This window comes from Gilliamella sp. B2838 (genome assembly GCF_026536185.1).
Lineage (GTDB): Bacteria > Pseudomonadota > Gammaproteobacteria > Enterobacterales > Orbaceae > Gilliamella.
In genome coordinates, this window is record NZ_JAFNOO010000004.1 from 171,680 (window position 1) to 191,621 (window position 19,942).

Genomic DNA, 19,942 nt, shown 5'->3' on the forward strand with positions numbered 1-19,942 from the left:
AGTATTATCGCTAACGGTTAGTTCACCTCGCTATGGGTAAGCGCAAATAACAGTAAAGATAGGATCTTGGCTTCTTTTTGGGTAAACGCCTCCACCTGCCATATTGACTATCCACGGCCACACTCCAGAGGCATCACTAAATTCACTGGTGATTAACATCGCGCCGCTAAATACTGCATCGTTGTAAAAATCAAGAACCCCCCATTCGGACATAAACCCTGCACCAATTTGGCGTTCAAAATAGTTTCCGTGTGATTCAGGTTTGGCACCTACAAATCCTTGATTCTCTGCAGGACTATTTGGGTCTGGAATGGCATTGGTCAAATCTTTAACGAGTGGCACGCGATAACCAGTGCTATTACACCAAGCTTGATTATTTGCCATATTCGATAGTTTTTTACCACGTGCAATAAACCACTGTTTTAATATAAAACCATATTTTATCACCGGTTTGTTATTACGATCATATCCAACGAGTTCGAATGTCTGTGGCAATTGTGGTCGGTATATTGCTCCTGGTGAATTAGAGCTTTGTTGTGTAGTCGTTGCAGCCGGGCCCGTTAAGGTTACTCGCGTCACAACTTTAGGCGTAGGATTTAGCCAAAGTTCATTATGCTCAGATCGGGTCACAGTGGCCGTGATTCCTTCATGAGTAACTGGAGGCCAAGTTAACTCACTTTCATCAATACCGGAAATTTCTAAATCGAAAAACAAATTATTTCCCCCTGTAGTTGGGAAATTGCGTTCATAAGTTGCCGGATCGCGAGATTGAGCATAAAACCCTTTTGACCAACGCCATACCTCGGTATTAGCCGGTGACGCAAATAAACTCGGTACTAACATACACACTGCCGGAGCAGAATTAGGCTTAATATAATATTTGACAGGGCGCATGTATAACGTGGCTATGTTAGGAATTCCATATTTGGTAGATAAGCTCCAAACACCACTTGTATCAAAATCAATAAGGTAAGGTGCTTTACAAATATCTAACGCCGTATCAGCATTGACAATACTACCATTTTTATCAGTAACATTAACACTTATGTTTCCTGTAGCAGAAATACCGTCGGCACCTTGCCCATCACCATCATCATCTCCCCAATAACTATAAGGAGGTCCAATTATAGTTTTTAAGTTTATAGACCTATTGATGATGGGAATCATCATAGAAATGTCTTTAATGGTTTCACCTTCCTTGGGTAAGGCTATAGGATTTTCAGAAGATGAAGTATTGGTTGTTGAACTCATGGTAGTACCGTCAGAAAAGGTAATAACAGACAAAATATTAGCATCTGTAACTTTGGTTTTACCTTTATCAAAGGTTAAATACGGTTCACTACCTTGAATGATTTTAATAGTAACAGCCGAAAGTGCCTTTACATTAAATGAGCAAAACAATAATATCAATACAACTACAAAAAAAAGCTTAAAAAACAAACGTGATATTAAAGAAAATAAACAAGATAAAAGTAATACTGAAAAGAATTTGGAACTTAAAACATAGATCTGATAATGCCTGTAGCCATAATAATACTGCATAACATTTCATCCGTCAGTTGTTATTGTTTTATTTAAGTTTTTTTACCTTCCATTATTTATAAAAATATCTAAATCCATTTGTTGAAAAGTATAATTCTTTAATAAAAAATAATCACCTATTAACACAATAGATTTGTAAAGAAATGTAAATTTTAGATAATTATTTAGTAGTAATCAAAATTAAGTGATTAGTGTAATCAACTTTTTAGATTAAAGCGTTCAATAATATTTATATAAATATAATATTTTCCGGTCAAAATTAAGGATGCTTTTTTATTATTACATACTGAAAAAATTAGAAATTTAACTATATCAAGCATTTTAGGCTCTTCAATATTATTCTTTATTGCTAAAAAGCAGCCAGCATCTACATAATTGTTATGTTGTCTATTTTCACACCTTAAGCTTGAAACTAGCGGCTTGCAACAAAACAGGATTCACTTAAAATGACCAACAAAGTAACAGATCATTTAACTTACAAACTGTGCTGACTGTATTGGTAGTTTAATCTACCGTCGGAGCGGTTTTTACAATTAAAGTCTGTGCGCTAGTTTACTAATGATCATGTGCTTTACCATTCATTGGTGAAATTAAAATAATCGTCTAGTTCTAAGTGTATTAATAGCAATAGAGGAATATCTGTTCGGTTGCCATGAGGATAAAATAATTAATGTTACACGGTTATAGCCTTATTTATAATTTATGTTACTAACCCCTATTTTATTTGTCTGTTGATAATGAGTAATAATTTTAGATCATGATTGAATGATTAATTCATCATTTGTTACCGTTTTGCTTGTTTGCTCAATATTGGATTGCTTTGATTTTTTATTTAACATTGTAGTTGGTGGTATTGGTATAGCTAATCGTTTACTTCTTTATACTTCAAATGCCATAGTAGCGAGATTAGTAGCCGCGGCGGATTTAAAATCCACCGCTGTTATCTAAATCATCATTCGTTATTGACTCGTAAGTACAAATGATAGAGGACTACATTTGGATAGCATTAATTAATGAAATTTTCCTAAAAATCACCATGGATAATAATTTGATCAAATTTTTCATAAATTAAACTATCGGTTCGAACTTAAACCACAATAATTACTTAATCACATAAAACGATTGAAGAAATGCTTTTAAAAGCATTTCTTTTATCAAGACAAGAATTCCACTTTCTCTTAATGCTAATTTTTTTAATTTTATTTATACAGCGTTTGATTGCTCTTTTTTGGAATCGGCAACTTGGTCTGCTCGGGTTACCCCTGCCGCTACAACTTCCCATTAGCAGTTTATCCTTTATTACCTATTATCTACTACCCACCACTTAAGGACTAAGCACTAAGGATAGACGCAAACCAACCATTGTTGATCATTTTTGGTAAAACGGTTAACGGCGCCGTTGCCAGCATAAGCAGCGAACAACAAGTCCGAACCATCGCTAGCGGTAGCCCAGTAGGGGCCTATGTAGAAACCGGCAGAGAGATAGTAATGCCAGTAGTACATATCTCCCCATTCAGTAAAGAGACCAGCACCGATATTACGCTCATAATAATCACCACTGGATGGCGGTATGCCGGGTGTCGGTAACGGCTGCTTCCCACCACTACACACAGAAGTCGCCCAACACCAATCAGAATGTCCAATTGAGTTAGTTAACTCTTTTACCAGTGGCAGACGATAACCACCACCTAAACTGTCACACCAGGATAAGGCGTTATCAAGTGCGAGAGGATCGCCTTGGCGGTTGACGAACCACTGCTTTAACTCAAAACCATAGCTTAATACCGTTTTATTACGACTATCTTTACCCTCTATCACAAAAGTCTGCGGTAAGCTAGGTGTAGCCAAACTACCCGGTAATGCTGAATCCTGTTGGGCTTTTGTTGCTGCTGGACCAGTAAGCGTGACGCGTATGAAATTTGGATTAGCGGGTGATGGTGTCATGGTAGCGGTAATACCACCTTGAGTGACAGTTGGCCAGGTTAATGTAGAGCTATCAATATTTTCTATGTCTAAATCAAAAAACAGATTATTAGCACCGGTAGTCGGGAAGTTAAGCTTGTACTGTGATGGCCCAGCTGCTTGCTTTACAAAACCCCGTTTTGGATCAAAAGGGCCGTCTTTGCGGTGTCGGGAAATGAGCATATTCGGCCTGGCGTAACAGATTTTAGGCACGGATTTAGGTCTGGTGATATAATAGGCAGCCGTGCTACCACTAAAATTACCACTATTTGGTACTCCATACTGGGTGGTTAAACTACCATCAGTACTGGTTAATTCTACTTTATAAGGTGCCATACAGCTATCTATGTTGGCACTATGCGTCACGGCTCGATTCAATTTATCGGTAATGCTCACGCTTAAATTACCAGTCGCGGTAATTCCATTAGTACCCTGACCATCACCATCATCATCCCCCCAATAATTGTAAGGCTCACCAATTAAATCGTTTAAGGCGATAGCGTTAACAGTGGCAGGAACCAGCATACCAATATCGCTAAAGTGTTCATTAGCTTCTGGGAGAACGATTGGATTATCCGCGGTTGAAGTATTATTGTCCGGTGTGTAGGTGGTTTGAGTAGTGCCGTCAGAAACGGTAATACCTAACAGCCCCTCAGTCGTAGTGACCTTAGTGACCCCATTATCAGAGGTTAAATACGGCGCACTACCATGAATGACTTGCGCCGTCGTTGCCGACAACGCTTGAGCCGTAGCGGCATACAGCAATAATAACCATGGTATCGATGCTAAAGCCAGTTTAGATAACGGGCCTGATGCTTGAGTTGGCGTAAAAAACAAGGTTAGACGTAAGATTAACCTTAAATTTATCGCTTTAATTAAGCGATAGCATAACGCTAAACTAAATGTGCATCTTTTGCTTACTCTGATTGCTGAAAAACGATGGTGAGTTACCTTACTTTGATGAAATAAGTTAGGTGTAGAAGTAAGCGTTGAATTAAATTTTAGCCTAAAGAGAGATTGGGGAGTTTTTAAAACATTGTTTTGCCAGCGCTGGTGTCTGGTGTCTGGTGTCTATAATTATACTGCATGGCGTTCCATCCGTCAACTAATCTGTTATTTTATTTGATTTTTCTATGTTAAATGGCTATAAATCGAGCTTAAATAAGCTTAATTTTTTGAAATTATAAGGCTATGATAAAAAAAAGTCACTCATTCAGCTGAATTATTTGTAAAGAAATGTAAATAACACCATAAATAATAAATGTTAATAGCCTTTAAATAGTCAAATATAGTTAAAATATAGCGGATTATTTTTTTATTCAAAAATATATCACCCGCTTGTTTATTAAAGTTCTGAATAGATTTTATGGAATTTATATGGGTTAAGATTGTTGATTTTTAGTCGTTCATCTAAAACGATGTAAAAAGTAAAATAACTGAAGAAACACAATGCAACACTTTTTTCACTCAATAACGTTAACGTTTGTAAGGAAGATCTAAAATATAATCAGTTAGTTACTGTTTTAAATGAATATATTTCCATTATAAATCTTTAAAATTAAGATTATTTTTCCTAAAAAATTTATTTTAGTCTTTAAAATCGTGGTTTTGATCATTTAATAATTTTTAAGCGGAATTTAGGACCTTCTATCCCCGCTACTCAACTTTCTTGCGATAAACACACAACCCATTCGCCTCAATCGAGGCGAATGGGTTAAGTTTCGACATCATAAAGTTTTGGAAAATCTACGCTATTTTACTCTCCCCCAAAAAATAAGAACTAAGGTTTGAGTTCTGAAGCACAAATCCCGTAGTACAAACCTGCAGGCGTTACCCAATGAATAAGTCCGTAGTCGCCGTGCGCATAATACCAGTAGTCGCCATGGGAGTATTTGTCGTTAGTCCAATAATACCAATAAAAGTTAGCATTAGTGTAATATAGCATATAACCCCACTCAGAAAAAAGACCAGCCCCGATGTGACGTTGGAAATAATTACCCGATGATACAGGTGTAGCACTAATTATATCGTCATATGGATAAACAGCATTGGTTAAATCCCTTACATTAGGAAGTTCATAACCTATATTTTTACACCAAGATAGTTGGTCGTTGTAATTTCCCATAACGGTTCCACGATTGACAAACCACTGCTTTAATTCAAATCCATATTTAGCGACAGCGTTACCACTACTGTCACGACCAACTAACTCGAATGTCTGGGGTAAAGATGGTTTAGCTATTTTATCCGGCACTCGGGAATTCCATTGTGATGAGGTTGCAGCAGGACCAGTTAAGGTAACGCGAACACTAGTTTTTGTTGAATTAGTCATCGTCGCTGTAATTCCACTATGAGAAACCGGCTCCCAAGTTAATGCCTGATCAGTATTGCTAATATCTAAATCAAAGAACAAACCATTAGCTCCAGTAGTCGGGAAATTTGAACTATAAGATGATGGTGTAGCTGTTTGAGTTAGGAAACCTTTATTATAATGCCAGATATTTTCGGGACCTGCATAGATACCTATGTTATATACCAAATTACTCGGTTTAGCAAAACAAACCCCTGGTGATTCTTTAGGATTAAAATAATAGCTAACATTACCTGCACCGAACTTAATGCTATTAGGAAAGCCATAACGAGTGGTCAATGTGCTTTCGGCACTAGTTAATGTAGCTTTATAAGGCGCGTTACAATACATTGGTACAGTATTTCGTGATACAGTTCTATTATTTTTATCAACAATAGACAAACTTAGACTGCCTGTAGCTGTAACATCAGAATCACCATCATCATCCCCCCAATAATTATAATTTGAATCAATAAGAGTATTTAAATCGACGGAATTAGTATCAGTAGGAACCAACATCCCTATATCAGCAAAACTCTGATCTGCACCAGGTAAGACGATTGGTGTTACAGTTGAAGGGTTGGTTGAAGGTGTGTATTGTGTACCGTCGGATAAAGTAATACCTAACAGCCCCTCAGTCGTGGTGACTTTAGTTACCCCATTATCAAAAGTTAAATAGGGTTCACTACCATGAATGACATGCACCGTAGTCACCGATAACGCTTGAGTCGTAGTGGCATACAGCAATAGTAACCATGGCATCGATGCTAAAGCCAGTTTAGATAACTGGCCTGATGCTTGAGTTTGCGTATAAATCAATGTTGGACGTAAGATTAACCTTAAATTTATCGCTTTAAGTAAGCGATAGCATAACGCTAAACTAAATGTGCATCTTTTACTTACACTGACTGCTAAAAAACGATGGCGAGTTACCTTGCTTTGATGAAATAAGTTAAGAGTAGAAGTCAGAATTGAATTAAGCTTCAACCTAAAGAGAGATTGGTGAGTTTTTAAAACATTGTTTTCCCGTCGCCGAGGGCTATAATTATATTTCATGGTGCTCCATTAGTAAACTAATCCGTTATTTTATTTTATTTTTTTATGTTAAATGGTCATAATTTAAGCTTAATGAACTTAAATGAAACTTAAATAAAGCTTAAATAAGCTTAACTTTTGGAATTATAAGGTTATGATAAAAAAAAGTCACTCATTAAGCCGGATTATTTGTAAAGAAATGTAAATAATACCATAAATAATAAACTCTCATAGCCTTTAAATAGTCAGATATCTTTGAAATATAACGGAATATTTTTCTATTCAAAAATATATCACCCGCTTGTTTATTAAATTTCTGAATAGATTTTATGGAATTTAGATGGGTTAAAATTTCGGACGTTGCTTGTTTTGTAACGTTTTCTTTCGGTGAAAACACCCGAGTAAAGAGGAGTTTATGTGCCCTTCCCCAAATTACTCGTACCATCCATTTTTGCTAACCAACTCTGTCGGCTCGGCTTACCCCTGCCGCTGCAACTTTACATTTGCAGTTTAGCCTTTATTACCTCTTATTGCCTTCCTGTAATTTAAAGATTAAGGATAGGCGCAAACCCCAATATAAAAGTTGCGAGGACCGTCGCCTCGAGCGAGAACACTACCATCGGTAATCTTAACAATAAAGCTTTGAGAATTGTCATTGCCAATTGCCCAAATAGAGCCGCTAGAATTATTATTCAGGTCATTTCCCCATTCAGGGATCAAACCTGCACCAATATTACGATTTGAATAGTTACCTGTTACTGATGATGGTACCCCACCAGTCCAGGATCCTCCGGTGGCGTTTGTTAAATCTTTTATCTTTGGCATACGATAGCCTATCATTGCTGAACACCAGGAGTTTTGATTCGCAAAGGAAACACCTTTACTGAACCCTCGCAGGATAAACCACTGCTTTAATACAAATCCATATTTTAATACCGCTGTATTATTACTATCATAACCGACTATTTCGAAGGTTTGTGGCAAACTAGGAGTAGCAACAGAACCTGGCGATGCTGAATTCTGTTGGGCGGTTGTTGCCGTCGGACCATTGAGAGTGACTTCAACATAATATGGAAAATTTGGATCTGTTATCATATTGGCGGTAATCCCACCATGAGAAACGGGTGGCCACGTTAATGATGTGACATCAATACCACCTAAGTCAATATAAAAAGATAGTTCATCAGCACCGGTTGTAGGAAAATTACGACTGTAGCTTGCTGGCTCAGTTGATTGTACAAAAAAGCCTTTATACGGATCCCAGATATTGGTCGGACCGTATAAATTTTCAGGATAGCTCATCAGATCTGAACTTGGTTTAATGGCACAAATGGTCGGAGTACCTTTAGAATTAATATAATAAGTGGCACTACTACCCACGAAACTACGATTATTTGGTACCCCATACTGCGTAGTTAAACTAACATCAGTACTAGTTAATTCTAATGTGTAAGGCGCATCACAGATATTTAATATTTCATTACGATTACTTTGAAACAGTTCATATTTATTAGTAATATTGACACTTAAGCTACCCGTAATTGTAACGCCATTAGCACCCTGGCCATCACCATCATCATCCCCCCAATAATGATAAGGTTCGCCAATAAAAGCACTTAAGTCAATGGAATCGGCATCGGTAGGTACCAACATATCAATATCGGCAAAGCTCTGGTTAAGTTCTGGGAGTATTATTGGTTTAGCTTTGCTTGATGTGTTATTAGCTGGAGTGATGCGGGTACCATCGGATAAGGTAATACCAAGCAACCCATCACTAGTGGTAATTTTAGTTATACCATTATCAAGAGTCAAATAAGGTTCATTACCATTAATTACCTGCACTGTAACGGCCGATAGTGCTTGAGTAGTAGTGGTATAGGGCAATATTAACAACAGTATTAACGCTAAATAGCGCTTTATATTGAAAACAATATATGGCGGACGATTAACCAATAATAGCTGTCGTCGACAATGATGTTGGGAGCTGGGTTGGCGAACGTGCGATACTAAACCACATAGCAACCTCTGCCTAAAATTAGATACGCAATCACACTTTAATTTGAGCAGAAAACGAGGGACTAAATCGAATACTAAACTAAGTTTTAAATTAAGCTTTAGGTGTAATAAATCAACTAAGGTGTGTTGATATAGATTTTTGACGTAAGGCTGCCAATGCCTTGTGTCTTTATAAAGCATAACGCACAATCCTTTAAACAACTTTATGTTTTATTTACACTTTTCCATTTTGGTGCGCAAAAAAACTAAACGATTAATTTAACGCTCAAAGTATAGCATCTTAGTAAAATTTAACTACCGATTAACGGCGATTATTTGTAAAGAATGGTAAATGAATAGGGAATGTTATTACTATATGAAAGTTATTAATTTCTGCTCATACGTTATTTAGCTAAAATTGCGAGAAAGTAGAAAAATAGACTTAAGTCAGTAACGTTCTTGTCATGCTTATTAACCTTAATATATAAAGGCATTAAAGCCATTTTACCGATGCATGCCATTATTGAAGCCAATCTACCTGTCTGTGTATTTGATATTGTACTTGATTTGATTTAATACTGGTGAAAGTTGATTGATAAAAAAGCGAATTGATAGACCTATTCGAAATAGTTTTTAAATATAAATCAATTTTTAACTGGATTGATATTAGCTAGCTTGGTGCCAGTGGTCGGACTCGAACCGACACGCTTTTAAGGGCGGCGGATTTTGAATCCGCTGCGTCTACCAATTTCGCCACACTGGCACTTAATGTGTAAAGAAGTAAACGTTGGCATTATACTAAGCTTTACAATATCTGCAACAGTTATTCTTGCAAACTGTTTTAGTTGCCTAAAATTCCAACTATTACCGACGTTTCCATGCTGGAAGTTTTTTTAAGATTATATAAGCGGTTTGCTTAGCAACAGAATAATCTATATTGTGATTTTTTGCATAACGTAATGTGACTTCTTGCCATTTTTCGTCAAACGTTTTCATACTACCATCTTGATGTGCACAGTGTTTACAATAATTTTTAGACATATCGTGCAATGGATAATCACCAATAGTTGTCATTGGCATGCCACAAGCAATACACATTTTCATAGCAACATCTCGTTTTAATGATTAAAAAATTAAAAATTTTTTTTCAATACAATGTTGAAAATGCTACTCCGAGTTTAAGTCGATTACAAGACACCGTGAAGCAATAGACAATAAAAATAAAATTAAGTGATTTAATATAATAGTTAGGTCTTATTGTTAATAAAGATATAATTAGTTTAGGCAAAAAAACATATTTCCTATCTTAATCAAGATGTTAGATATTAAAAATTATTTTTAACAAAATATAATTCAGCCATTACTAACTCTGTTAGCAATATATACTTTTTATTTGATCATCTCAATAAAATCATAAGAAAATTTAATTCAAAGTTTAGTCAGCAACGATAACCGAATTTGAAGATTGATGATATTTATCAATCAAGATCAGAAATTAATTAATGATCTTTCAAACCTAAACCTTTACTTAATACTTTAAAGCAATCATCACAATCATGTGTCGCTGCTTGTAACAAGGTTTGCGTTGGTGCATGAATAAGTTTATTCGTCAATTTATGCGAAAATTCAGCAAAGACTTCATCTATATTGGCACCTTGCTTAATGGCATTAAGTGCTTTATATTCTAATTCTTTCTTAATATGTTCGGCATTAGTACGATATTGCTTAACAAAATTAACAGCCTGCCTAGCTTTAAGCCAATCGATAAATTGTTCAGCTTGTTCTTGAATAATATATTGCGCCTGCTTGGCCGCTATTGAGCGCTGCTGTAAATTACTTTCAACCGTTTTTTGGAGATCATCAATGGTATAAAGATGAACATGATTAAGTTGATTAATCTCTTCTTCTACATCACGAGGAACAGCTAAGTCTATAAATAACATTTTGCGGTTATTTCTTGCTACCAATGTCCGCTCAACCATGCCTTTACCAATAATAGGTAAAGGGCTTGCCGTTGAACTGATTACAATATCAACATCTTTAAGTCGATTGGCAATATCTGGTAATGAAATAATTTCTGCATCAATTAGCGAGGCAAGTTTTAATGCTTTTTCACGGGTACGATTTGCAACAATAACATGATTAAAACCGTGCGGCTTTAAGTACCGAGAAATAAGCTCGATGGTCTCTCCTGCCCCAACTAACATCACATTTAATTGTGGAGTATCAGTAAAAAGGTTTCTAGCAATTAAACAAGCAGCATAAGCAACAGAAGCAGTATTAGCACCAATATTGGTTTCACTACGAACGGTTTTGGCAACATGAAAAATTTTTTGAAATAATTTTTCTAATGTTAACGACAAACAATGATTTTTTTGCGCCTGCATATACGCAGCTTTTACTTGTCCTAAAATTTGTGGTTCACCAATAATCATGGAATCGATGCCACTTGCAACCGACATCAAATGTTCAACCGCTTGTTGACCTTCATACCAATAAATGGCGTTTTGATACTGAGCAATATCAACATGATGAAATTGACCTAACCAAATCTCAACAGACTGTTTTAATTTTAGAAAATCAGTATCATGCTCGTAACTTAAATAGATTTCTGTTCGGTTACACGTAGACACAATAACACACCCTTCAACTAAAGGATGTTGATAAAGGCTATATAATGCTTTATCCACAATTTCATTGGGAAAAGCGATTTTTTCCCTTAATGAAAGTGGTGCAGTTTTATGGTTAACACCTAATATTGTAATTGACATTGCTTTGTTTCTATTATGAGTGATATAACGATATTATTAAGCGTTTTATTATTTTTATTATACATAAAAAAACAATAAAGGTTAATTACAGTTACTTTTTCTTATTCTAACGATTTTCAGTTATAATAAATTTATATTAGGCAATTTTAATGGGCTAATTCATGACTAAAATCAATTATCTATTTATTATCGTTTTATCTTTGTTTATGACTGCTTGCCAAGTCAGCCAACAACAAAACTCGACATCTATTGTAAACCAATGGCAAAATCATCAGCACGATCTTGAACAGATAAATACGTTTCAAGTTAATGGAAGTATTGCTCATTTCAGCAACAAAACCCGTAGTTATGGTCGCTTTTTAATTAACCAACAATCAGATGATCGTTTCGACATAAAATTGACCACACCTGTTGGAACTAGCATCTTGAGCCTAAAAGTAGAGCCTAATTATGCACAACTTATTGATAAAGATGGTAATAACTATAATGGCAATAATATCGAAGATTTGATGAGTAAGGTGTCTAACGTTAATATTCCACTAAACTCCCTTCATAATTGGTTAAAAGGTTATTCTAATAATAGTTCTGCCGATAAATTAGATAAATCAGGCAGATTAACCGCGACTGAATTTATACAGAATAATAATAAATGGCAGTTAAAGATTGCGAGTTACTCAACGTATACTTTTAGAAATAAAAAAATTGATCTACCATCATCAATTGAGCTAAATCATAATGATGAGCTTATTCGTTTAAAAATTAGTAACTGGATCTTACGATAGTAGGTAATCATAATGAAACAGTGGTTATCGCCTGCAAAGCTGAATTTATTTTTATATATAACGGGTCGCCGCCCAGATAATTACCATAATTTACAAACGTTGTTTCAATTTATTGATTTATGCGACAGCCTCACTTTTAACTTGCGTAAAGATAATAAAATTAATTTATTAACGCCTTTTGATAACGTTCCTTATGATAAAAATTTAATCGTTATTGCTGCACAGTGTTTAAAAAACTATACTCAACGCCTCGATCTAGGCATTGATATTACCATCAACAAGAAAATACCTATGGGTGGAGGGCTAGGTGGCGCCTCATCAAATGCCGCCACAGTATTAGTTGCGCTCAATGAGTTATGGCAACTCGCTTTACCAATGGAAACATTAATTACTCTAGGACGAAAGCTTGGCGCAGATGTGCCTATTTTTATCTATGGGCACGCGGCATTTGCTGAGGGAATTGGTGACCAGCTACAATCTGTTGATTATCAAGAAAATTGGTATTTAATTACTTACCCCAATATTGAGATTTCGACAGTCGAAATCTTTAATGATCCCGGACTAAAACGTGATACTCCTGTTCGCACTATTGAGCAACTGCTTTCTCAACCATTCGAGGCGTTCAGCAACGATTGCGAAAATATTGTCGGTAAACGTTATCCTAAAGTACATCAAATTATTAGCTACCTATCGCAATTTGCGCCGACCAAACTGACAGGTACTGGAGCTTGTGTATTTAGCTTATGTCACTCGCAGCAGCAAGCGCAAGAAATACAATCAACACTTAATAAGTTTTCGGTAGAAAGTTTTATTACGCGATCGCTAAATACCTCACCGTTATATCAATAGTTATCTATAATTTTAGAGAAGCATCGGTTAAAAATACCTTAACTTTCACAATAAGGTTAAGGTTTATTCAAAAAAAATTCGGTTTAAAAACACCATTGTTAATTTTTATTGCTTGACCGATTCAACGGGAATAATAAATAGATGTTTATCATAATATTCAACGCAATATAATCCTTCATAGCTGGTATAGCCTTGCTCGTTCAATTTGGCTTTTAACCAATCTTCATTTTTATCAATCGATTGTAACGCTTCATCATTTGGTTTTTCGTTTTCAAGAACAATAACAGATATATCCTTATCACCTTTTTTCACAATAGTTAGCTGACCATTAGGCTCAAGAATTGCTTTTTCAACAGCATTAATAGTAAAAATATTTTTCATCCTTAATAATACTGCAAAGCTAGCAAAATCAATATTTACACCAGCAAAAGCATCTAACTTAATTTTACCTTTATCCATTAATATAATTGGATTACCGACAATAAAAGCTTTTGCATTTTGACTTCTTTTCTTCAGATAATTAGAGGTATACATAATAGTTGTCCACATCAACAACACCACTAAAAAATCAAACACTGTTAATTTAGGATTATAAATAATACCACCTGCAATACCACCTAAAATCATATTACCGATAAAATCAATACTCGACATTTGAGATAACGAAGTTTTTCCGGTTATTTTTAAAAATAAAATTATACAAATAAAAACAACCAATAATTTAAATGCAATAACTAAAAAATCATGATAATTCATACTTGTATCACCCCTATAATGATATTGCCAAAATTACACAATCAATGAAAAAGTTATTCAGCTTAAAACAGAGTTTTAAAGCCGAATTTCACTTTATTTTTATAACCTTCGCTATCAACTGAAAGAAGTAAATTTAATGATCAATTAAGATGTGTAATGACACCCCATTTTATTGCAAGCTGTTCTTTATTTGAATTTGGTAACCAATTATTAATTTCATCCATTAATTTTTTATTATTCAACTGTACCATGTAAGCTTTATAACTTTCGGTACCTTCGAATGGCTTAACTGTCGCTAAACATAAGACATTAGGCTCTTTGTTTTCATAATAATGACCTTCGATCAGATCTGTCACCATCATATCAGCGGTTTTATCACGTAACGCTTGAAGATTATCAATATTATTTTTTACACGAATGATGTGTGCAGTATGAATATTTTGATTTACAAAGCTTTCATTGGTCCCACCAGGGTTAACGACAACTTTAACATTAGGTTGGTTAATGGCGTCTAAATTTGATAATTGAGGTGCCATATCACATGCGGCTAACGCAATCTTACCATTAGGAACAACTTGGTCAGATAGTAAAAATTTAGCTGCACGATCTTTGGTGTAGGTCACGCCACCCATTGCAACATCATACTTATCAGCAGCTAAATCTTGGGAAAGTGTGGGCCAGCTTGTAATATAAAATTCAGGTGTAACATTTAATTTTTTAGCTAAATCTTTTGCCATATCAATATCAAAACCAACCAACGAATTTTGATTATCATAGAAAGCAAGTGGTGCATAATCAGCAGGCACACCAATTCTAATTGTTTTTGAGCTGATGATTTCATCATAAGTACGAGCTTGAGTAAGTCCTGAGCAAAGCAATAATGCCATAATGGCAGTTAACTTTTTCATCTAATTATTCCTTTTAATAACCTGTTAGATCCAAATAAAAACATAAATAAGACAAATTAAATCAATTAATTTCATCTAAAAAGATTTAATTTCAATAGTTAATTTACTTCAACTTTACTATTAGATTGGATATTAAGCCATTTAGCAATCAATTTCTCACCTTGTAATAGTTTGTTTTTAGACTTTTGGATGAATAACTGTGAGTTTTTGATAGTCAGCTAGATTATTTTATGATTATTAAATTACATAAAGCAAAAGTTATGATCACCATAGATTTTTTTGAAAAACAATGCTAACTATCGATAATTGCTGTTTTTATAGCAATATATCAAACAAAAGAAGCAAAAATTGAGCTTATTGAAGTTTAAACAGCATAACTAGGACAAACTTAATGACTGCCGTATTTTCTTCTCAAAAAACATAGTTACCCTAAATGTAAAACATCCCTCCCCAAAAAAAGATAACAAGTACATTGAAAAGAATGATTTAACATCCAACAGTAAAAATTTAAATGTCTACAATCTATTCAAACTAAAATATATAAGATAGATACAAAAAACATTATAGTCTGATTTCTTGAAGTTTATTTATGCCGCTCTATACCTGCAAGAACTAAAAATAGACAAAAATTGAATATAGAAAATTAGGAAGAATTCATAAAATAAATTCCCAAACATATTAGATCTATTGAATTGCACACAGAACCAACCCTTTTAATACCTATAACCAATACCATGAATTGTTTTAATCAAACAAGGGTTTAAAGGATTAATTTCAATTTGTTTGCGCAATTTTGAAATGTGTTGATCTATAGTTCGACTATTTGGCGAGTAATCATATCCCCAAACATAATCAAATAACGTGTCTCTAGTAACAACTTGATTTTTATGTTGATATAAGCATTCTAATATTCTGACTTCACGTAATGAAAGTTCGATAATCTGATCATTACGCTTAGCACATAATTCAATGGGATAGATTTTTAAATCCCCAAAAGGAAAAAAATCATTAACGAGTTGACTAGATTGCTTGGATTTCAAGCAACGTTTAACTATAGCTTTAATTCTAGCCCGTAATTCATGAACGCCAAATGGTTTACCCATATAATCATCTGCACCTAGTTCTAAGCCAATTACTCTATCAATCTCTTCATTTTTAACTGACAAAAATAAAATTGGAATATCTTCGTCAGATTTACGAATTTCACGGCAAACCGAATAACCATCAAGTTCTGGCATCATGATATCCAAAATAATAAAATCAGGCAGGCTTTGCCTGAATAATTTCAAAGCAATTTTACCATTGGCGGCTTCTATAACTTTATAGCCTTCTTGTTCTAAAATATCCGCAATTACCGTACGAATATTTTTATCATCTTCAGCAATTAAAATCTTCATGTTTACTCCGTCAAAATCAATGAGAAAGCAACACCTGGTTTTTGATTAGTTACTTCAATAGTTGCATTCAAATTATTTGCTAATTGCTTAGCAATTGTAAGTCCAATACCTGTGCCAGATAATCCTTCTGCAGATGATAAATTTATGCTGTAAAATGGTCTAAACATCTGTTCTAATAAATGATTAGGAATACCTTTACCATAATCACGAACAGTAACCATAATTTTATTTTTTTGTTTATTTAATACTAAATCAACTTTTTTACCATCCGATGCATATTTTTCAGCATTATTTAGAAAATTGCAGATTATATGCACAACACTATCTTCATCAGTATCAATAAAACACTCTTTTTTAGAGTTTATAATTAAATTGAATTGTAATGATTTACTGTCAAAAACTGGTTTAAATGTAGAATAAACTTGTCGAACAAGCTTTGTTATATTTACAGGCTTTATATTCAGTTTTATCATCTTATTAAAAGTCAAAACATTTTGAACTAACCGTGTTAACCGTTTGCTTTCACAAATAATAACATCTATATAATCAATTAGTTGACAGGGTTCATTACTTAATTTTTCTTTTAATATTTCGCTATATATTATGATATTAGTTAAAGGAATCTTAAACTCGTGGGAAAGTTGATCTGCTAAATTTAGTTTTGGCTCAGCCCTACATAAAGTTTGAAAGTATTTTCGATAAAAATATATGATTGTAAGAATAAGTAATATAGTAAACAAAATAATCAAAAAAACAAAAAACGCATAAAAGTAAGTTAAAGATTTTGTTTCAAAATAATGGAGTACTTTCCAATATGGGGAAAGATAATCAAAATTAATTTTGATATTATTGTTATATAGTTTTTCTTTTGAATGGCTCTGCTTATCATAATTAAATAAAATAAAATGATTAGCTATTAATACTTTATCAGCAAAGAAAGGGGGGGCAATGTCTCTATTTATTGAATAAAATTCTGAACCTATTATGTTATTATCCTTAATTAACCAATAGATTATATGATTATAATCTTGGTACCAGCCAAACTTAGCTGGAAATAATTCTGATATGATACTGCGATTACTTAAAGTAGCTTTTTCATATTTGATTGGTTCTGTTAATTTAGTCCAATGTTTATGATTTGAAGTAATTAAACAGCTAATTTTATTTTTCTCAATTTTCAAGTAGTTTTGTATACTATTTTGAGTTTCCAGCAAACATTGAATATCATTTTTTTCATTTTTTAAATCCAAATTAAAACGATTAAAATACATCGAGTATTGACTAAAACAAGATTCAATCATAGTATTTATATTTTCAAAGCAAGCCTGCACTAGTTTTTGTCGGTTATTTGGGGTTATAACACCTTTATTTTCAGTACTCCACCAACTTAAATAGCTAATAGCAATAATAAATATAAAAATTGATAAAATTGCTGTTAATGTTTTCATAAATTAATTTTTATAATAGCAAACTGTTTAAATTAACATTGTTTTCATTGATGTTTTTACGATAAACGTCACACCACTTTCAATTCAAATTACCAAATAAAAAATAACTTCCACAGGTGTTCAACACCTAAAACTACTATGAAATTTTTAATCTTTTTAAGATACTCATAGAGTAATGGAGATTAAAGTTCAATTACTAAAGCTAAATTTATAAACCTATCACTTATTTGAATTAAGCAATACCGACATCAAACAAATTTGGGTTTAACCTTGTTTTTTTCTTGATAAAAATAACCATTAAAAGCTAAGCAACAACTTATTTTTGATAATTAACCTTATAATTTTTCTGTGAAAAATTTGTGCAATTATCATCTTTTTGTTAATTAAACTGTCTAATTATTGTATTTAATTGCAAAAAATTGTAAAAAAGCCATTTACAAAAAATTATTGGAACATGTTTTTATTATTAACAATAATTTTAAATTTTAGTTATATTACTTTGAATATTTGTTAAAAAAATTACTGATAATTTGTAACATACATTTTGATATCATCAATACAAATAATGCATTTATACTGCTCATTATATTAATCAAATTACGAGAAGTTATGTCAAAATCAATGATAATATTGAAATCATTTCGTTAGATTTACATATCATTTTCGATTGTAGTCAATTTTTATTAAATTTGACACATTTTCAATTAGTTGATGATATAACTTGATAATCTAATTGTTACAACTAATTTAGATCTATGACAATGTATTGAACCACAAAGAAAAATAATAAATCACTCTTATAATAGCAAGCTATTAATAGATTCATCTATCATAGGTGATCATGACAAAAAAATAAATAGCTATAAGTGTTGTATAAATTATTTATAAAGAAAAAGAAAAAGAAAAAGAAAAAGAAAAATAGTGTTTAGTTTTTATTTATTAATTCGTAAGTTAATTTTACAAAAAAATATCACTCAATTATTTAACCAGTAAATTGCTTATATTTTTCAATATAATAAAATAAAATTAATTATAAAATAATTAGGATTATTACTTTAACTAAGTGTTTAAGTAGCAGTCAAATTAAATCAACTATTCGAATAAACTTTCAAAAAAACGTCTAACTTTACATAATATTTACTGAATTAAATATTGATAATTAGATACAACTAAAATGGTAGTTACTAAAGTGCTAAAGACTCATTGATTATTGCCAGCATTGAGCGCAAAGGTATATAATAGAAGATTAGCCATTGTTATAGAAAAATGTAGAGAACATCTAACATGACTCATATACAAGAAAAACTTACACTGATTAAAAACAGTATTATCACTATTCCAGACTATCCTAAAAAAGGCATTTTATTTCGCGATATTACCAGTTTATTGGAAGATCCTATCGCGTTTAAGGCGTCTGTCGATCTATTAATTGATCATTATAAAGATAAAAAAATCGATAAAGTTGTGGGTACTGAAGCGCGAGGCTTTATCTTCGCTGCACCCATTGCATTAGCTTTAGGTGTTGGTTTTGTGCCGGTTAGAAAACCAAATAAGCTACCGCGTCATGTATTTAAAGAAGAATATCAACTTGAATATGGTACCGATACGCTCGAAATTCATTCCGATGCGATCAAATCGGGAGAGCGCGTATTGATTATTGATGATCTGTTGGCTACGGGTGGCACAGTTGCAGCGACAGCAAAATTAATACAACGATGTGGTGGAATTGCACAAGATGCCGCTTTTGTTATTAACTTACCTGATTTACAAGGCAAAACCAAATTAACTCAAGCTGGAATCAATTGTTTTACACTCATTGATTTTGAAGGAAAGTAAATCACCTTTATAGTAGGGCGAAACTTTCGCCCTATTGCACTTGTAGCGTCCCATCTTTTCATCAATGTTATCGTAGAAAATCAAAATAATTTTTTATCTATTGCACCTGCTCAAAAAAAACACTTATCGATGCAACATTCTGGACTGGCTATCGATTCCAAAGGGATTATTATGCTATTGGAATAGATATCAAAAGCAATATCAATTGTTGAAAATAACCTTGTTATGCATAATAAATTAGTTAATACCCCCCCTACAGAACAAATACTCAATGAGATAGTTCAAAACGTACCCTGTTACATTAGAAACAA

At 33.3% G+C, this 19,942-nt stretch carries 13 protein-coding genes and 1 tRNA gene; 3 read left to right on the top strand and 11 right to left on the bottom strand.

Translation table 11 applies throughout. The features are described 5' to 3' along the window. Nucleotides 1-30: 30 nt before the first annotated feature. From J3U63_RS06300 to hemA, 7 genes are all read right to left on the bottom strand, one after another. Nucleotides 31-1,410: a hypothetical protein gene (locus J3U63_RS06300; protein WP_267370990.1), complete on the bottom strand. Its 1,380-nt coding sequence runs from the start codon at nt 1,408-1,410 to the stop codon at nt 31-33. A 1,470-nt stretch (nt 1,411-2,880) separates the two neighbouring features. Then, nucleotides 2,881-4,341 carry a hypothetical protein gene (locus J3U63_RS06305; RefSeq protein WP_267370992.1) on the bottom strand — a complete coding sequence of 487 codons (1,461 nt, stop codon included), beginning with the start codon at nt 4,339-4,341 and terminating at the stop codon, nt 2,881-2,883. A 943-nt stretch (nt 4,342-5,284) separates the two neighbouring features. Next, nucleotides 5,285-6,910 (bottom strand): hypothetical protein, encoded by a 1,626-nt coding sequence (locus J3U63_RS06310; protein WP_267370994.1) that lies wholly within the window; start codon nt 6,908-6,910, stop codon nt 5,285-5,287. Nucleotides 6,911-7,441: 531 nt separating this feature from the next. Then, a complete protein-coding gene (locus tag J3U63_RS06315) occupies nt 7,442-9,085 on the bottom strand; it encodes a hypothetical protein (RefSeq protein WP_267370996.1) in 1,644 nt (547 codons plus the stop codon). Between the two features lie 475 nt (nt 9,086-9,560). Then, nucleotides 9,561-9,647 (bottom strand) — tRNA-Leu (locus J3U63_RS06320). A gap of 101 nt (nt 9,648-9,748) precedes the next feature. Continuing rightward, nucleotides 9,749-9,988, bottom strand: coding sequence for a zinc ribbon domain-containing protein (locus tag J3U63_RS06325; protein WP_267334259.1), 240 nt, complete (start codon nt 9,986-9,988; stop codon nt 9,749-9,751). A 395-nt stretch (nt 9,989-10,383) separates the two neighbouring features. Further along, entirely contained in the window at nt 10,384-11,655 is a 1,272-nt protein-coding gene (gene hemA / locus J3U63_RS06330; protein WP_267334258.1) for a glutamyl-tRNA reductase, read from the bottom strand. 161 nt (nt 11,656-11,816) lie between these two features. Between hemA and lolB the strand changes: the two genes are divergently transcribed. Continuing rightward, entirely contained in the window at nt 11,817-12,437 is a 621-nt protein-coding gene (gene lolB, locus J3U63_RS06335) for a lipoprotein insertase outer membrane protein LolB (RefSeq protein ID WP_267334257.1), read from the top strand. Between the two features lie 9 nt (nt 12,438-12,446). Further along, nucleotides 12,447-13,286, top strand: coding sequence for a 4-(cytidine 5'-diphospho)-2-C-methyl-D-erythritol kinase (gene ispE / locus J3U63_RS06340; protein ID WP_416379667.1), 840 nt, complete (start codon nt 12,447-12,449; stop codon nt 13,284-13,286). Nucleotides 13,287-13,391: 105 nt separating this feature from the next. Here ispE and J3U63_RS06345 read toward each other — a convergent pair whose 3' ends face one another. The 4 genes from J3U63_RS06345 to J3U63_RS06360 all read right to left on the bottom strand — a co-directional run bounded on the left by J3U63_RS06345 (nt 13,392) and on the right by J3U63_RS06360 (nt 17,795). Then, the gene (locus J3U63_RS06345; RefSeq protein ID WP_065634602.1) at nt 13,392-14,042 is read right to left on the bottom strand and encodes a DUF421 domain-containing protein; all 651 of its coding nucleotides are present in this window, start codon (nt 14,040-14,042) and stop codon (nt 13,392-13,394) included. 140 nt (nt 14,043-14,182) lie between these two features. Then, nucleotides 14,183-14,950, bottom strand: a complete 768-nt coding sequence (locus J3U63_RS06350; protein ID WP_267344071.1) for a transporter substrate-binding domain-containing protein — start codon at nt 14,948-14,950, stop codon at nt 14,183-14,185. Between the two features lie 713 nt (nt 14,951-15,663). After that, entirely contained in the window at nt 15,664-16,347 is a 684-nt protein-coding gene (locus tag J3U63_RS06355; protein ID WP_267344070.1) for a response regulator transcription factor, read from the bottom strand. A 2-nt stretch (nt 16,348-16,349) separates the two neighbouring features. Further along, nucleotides 16,350-17,795: a sensor histidine kinase gene (locus J3U63_RS06360; protein ID WP_267370998.1), complete on the bottom strand. Its 1,446-nt coding sequence runs from the start codon at nt 17,793-17,795 to the stop codon at nt 16,350-16,352. Between the two features lie 1,284 nt (nt 17,796-19,079). Here J3U63_RS06360 and apt point away from each other — a divergent pair. After that, nucleotides 19,080-19,631, top strand: coding sequence for an adenine phosphoribosyltransferase (apt, locus tag J3U63_RS06365; protein WP_267334254.1), 552 nt, complete (start codon nt 19,080-19,082; stop codon nt 19,629-19,631). Nucleotides 19,632-19,942: the final 311 nt, after the last annotated feature.

Bases quoted from the DNA above. Each gene is read 5' to 3' on its own strand.
- J3U63_RS06310 (WP_267370994.1), bottom strand. From the start codon at position 6,910: ATGAAATATAATTATAGCCCTCGGCGACGGGAAAACAATGTTTTAAAA.
- J3U63_RS06315 (WP_267370996.1), bottom strand. From the start codon at position 9,085: ATGCTTTATAAAGACACAAGGCATTGGCAGCCTTACGTCAAAAATCTA.
- J3U63_RS06325 (WP_267334259.1), bottom strand. From the start codon at position 9,988: ATGAAAATGTGTATTGCTTGTGGCATGCCAATGACAACTATTGGTGAT.
- hemA (WP_267334258.1), bottom strand. From the start codon at position 11,655: ATGTCAATTACAATATTAGGTGTTAACCATAAAACTGCACCACTTTCA.
- lolB (WP_267334257.1), top strand. From the start codon at position 11,817: ATGACTAAAATCAATTATCTATTTATTATCGTTTTATCTTTGTTTATG.
- J3U63_RS06345 (WP_065634602.1), bottom strand. From the start codon at position 14,042: ATGAATTATCATGATTTTTTAGTTATTGCATTTAAATTATTGGTTGTT.
- J3U63_RS06350 (WP_267344071.1), bottom strand. From the start codon at position 14,950: ATGAAAAAGTTAACTGCCATTATGGCATTATTGCTTTGCTCAGGACTT.
- J3U63_RS06355 (WP_267344070.1), bottom strand. From the start codon at position 16,347: ATGAAGATTTTAATTGCTGAAGATGATAAAAATATTCGTACGGTAATT.
- J3U63_RS06360 (WP_267370998.1), bottom strand. From the start codon at position 17,795: ATGAAAACATTAACAGCAATTTTATCAATTTTTATATTTATTATTGCT.
- apt (WP_267334254.1), top strand. From the start codon at position 19,080: ATGACTCATATACAAGAAAAACTTACACTGATTAAAAACAGTATTATC.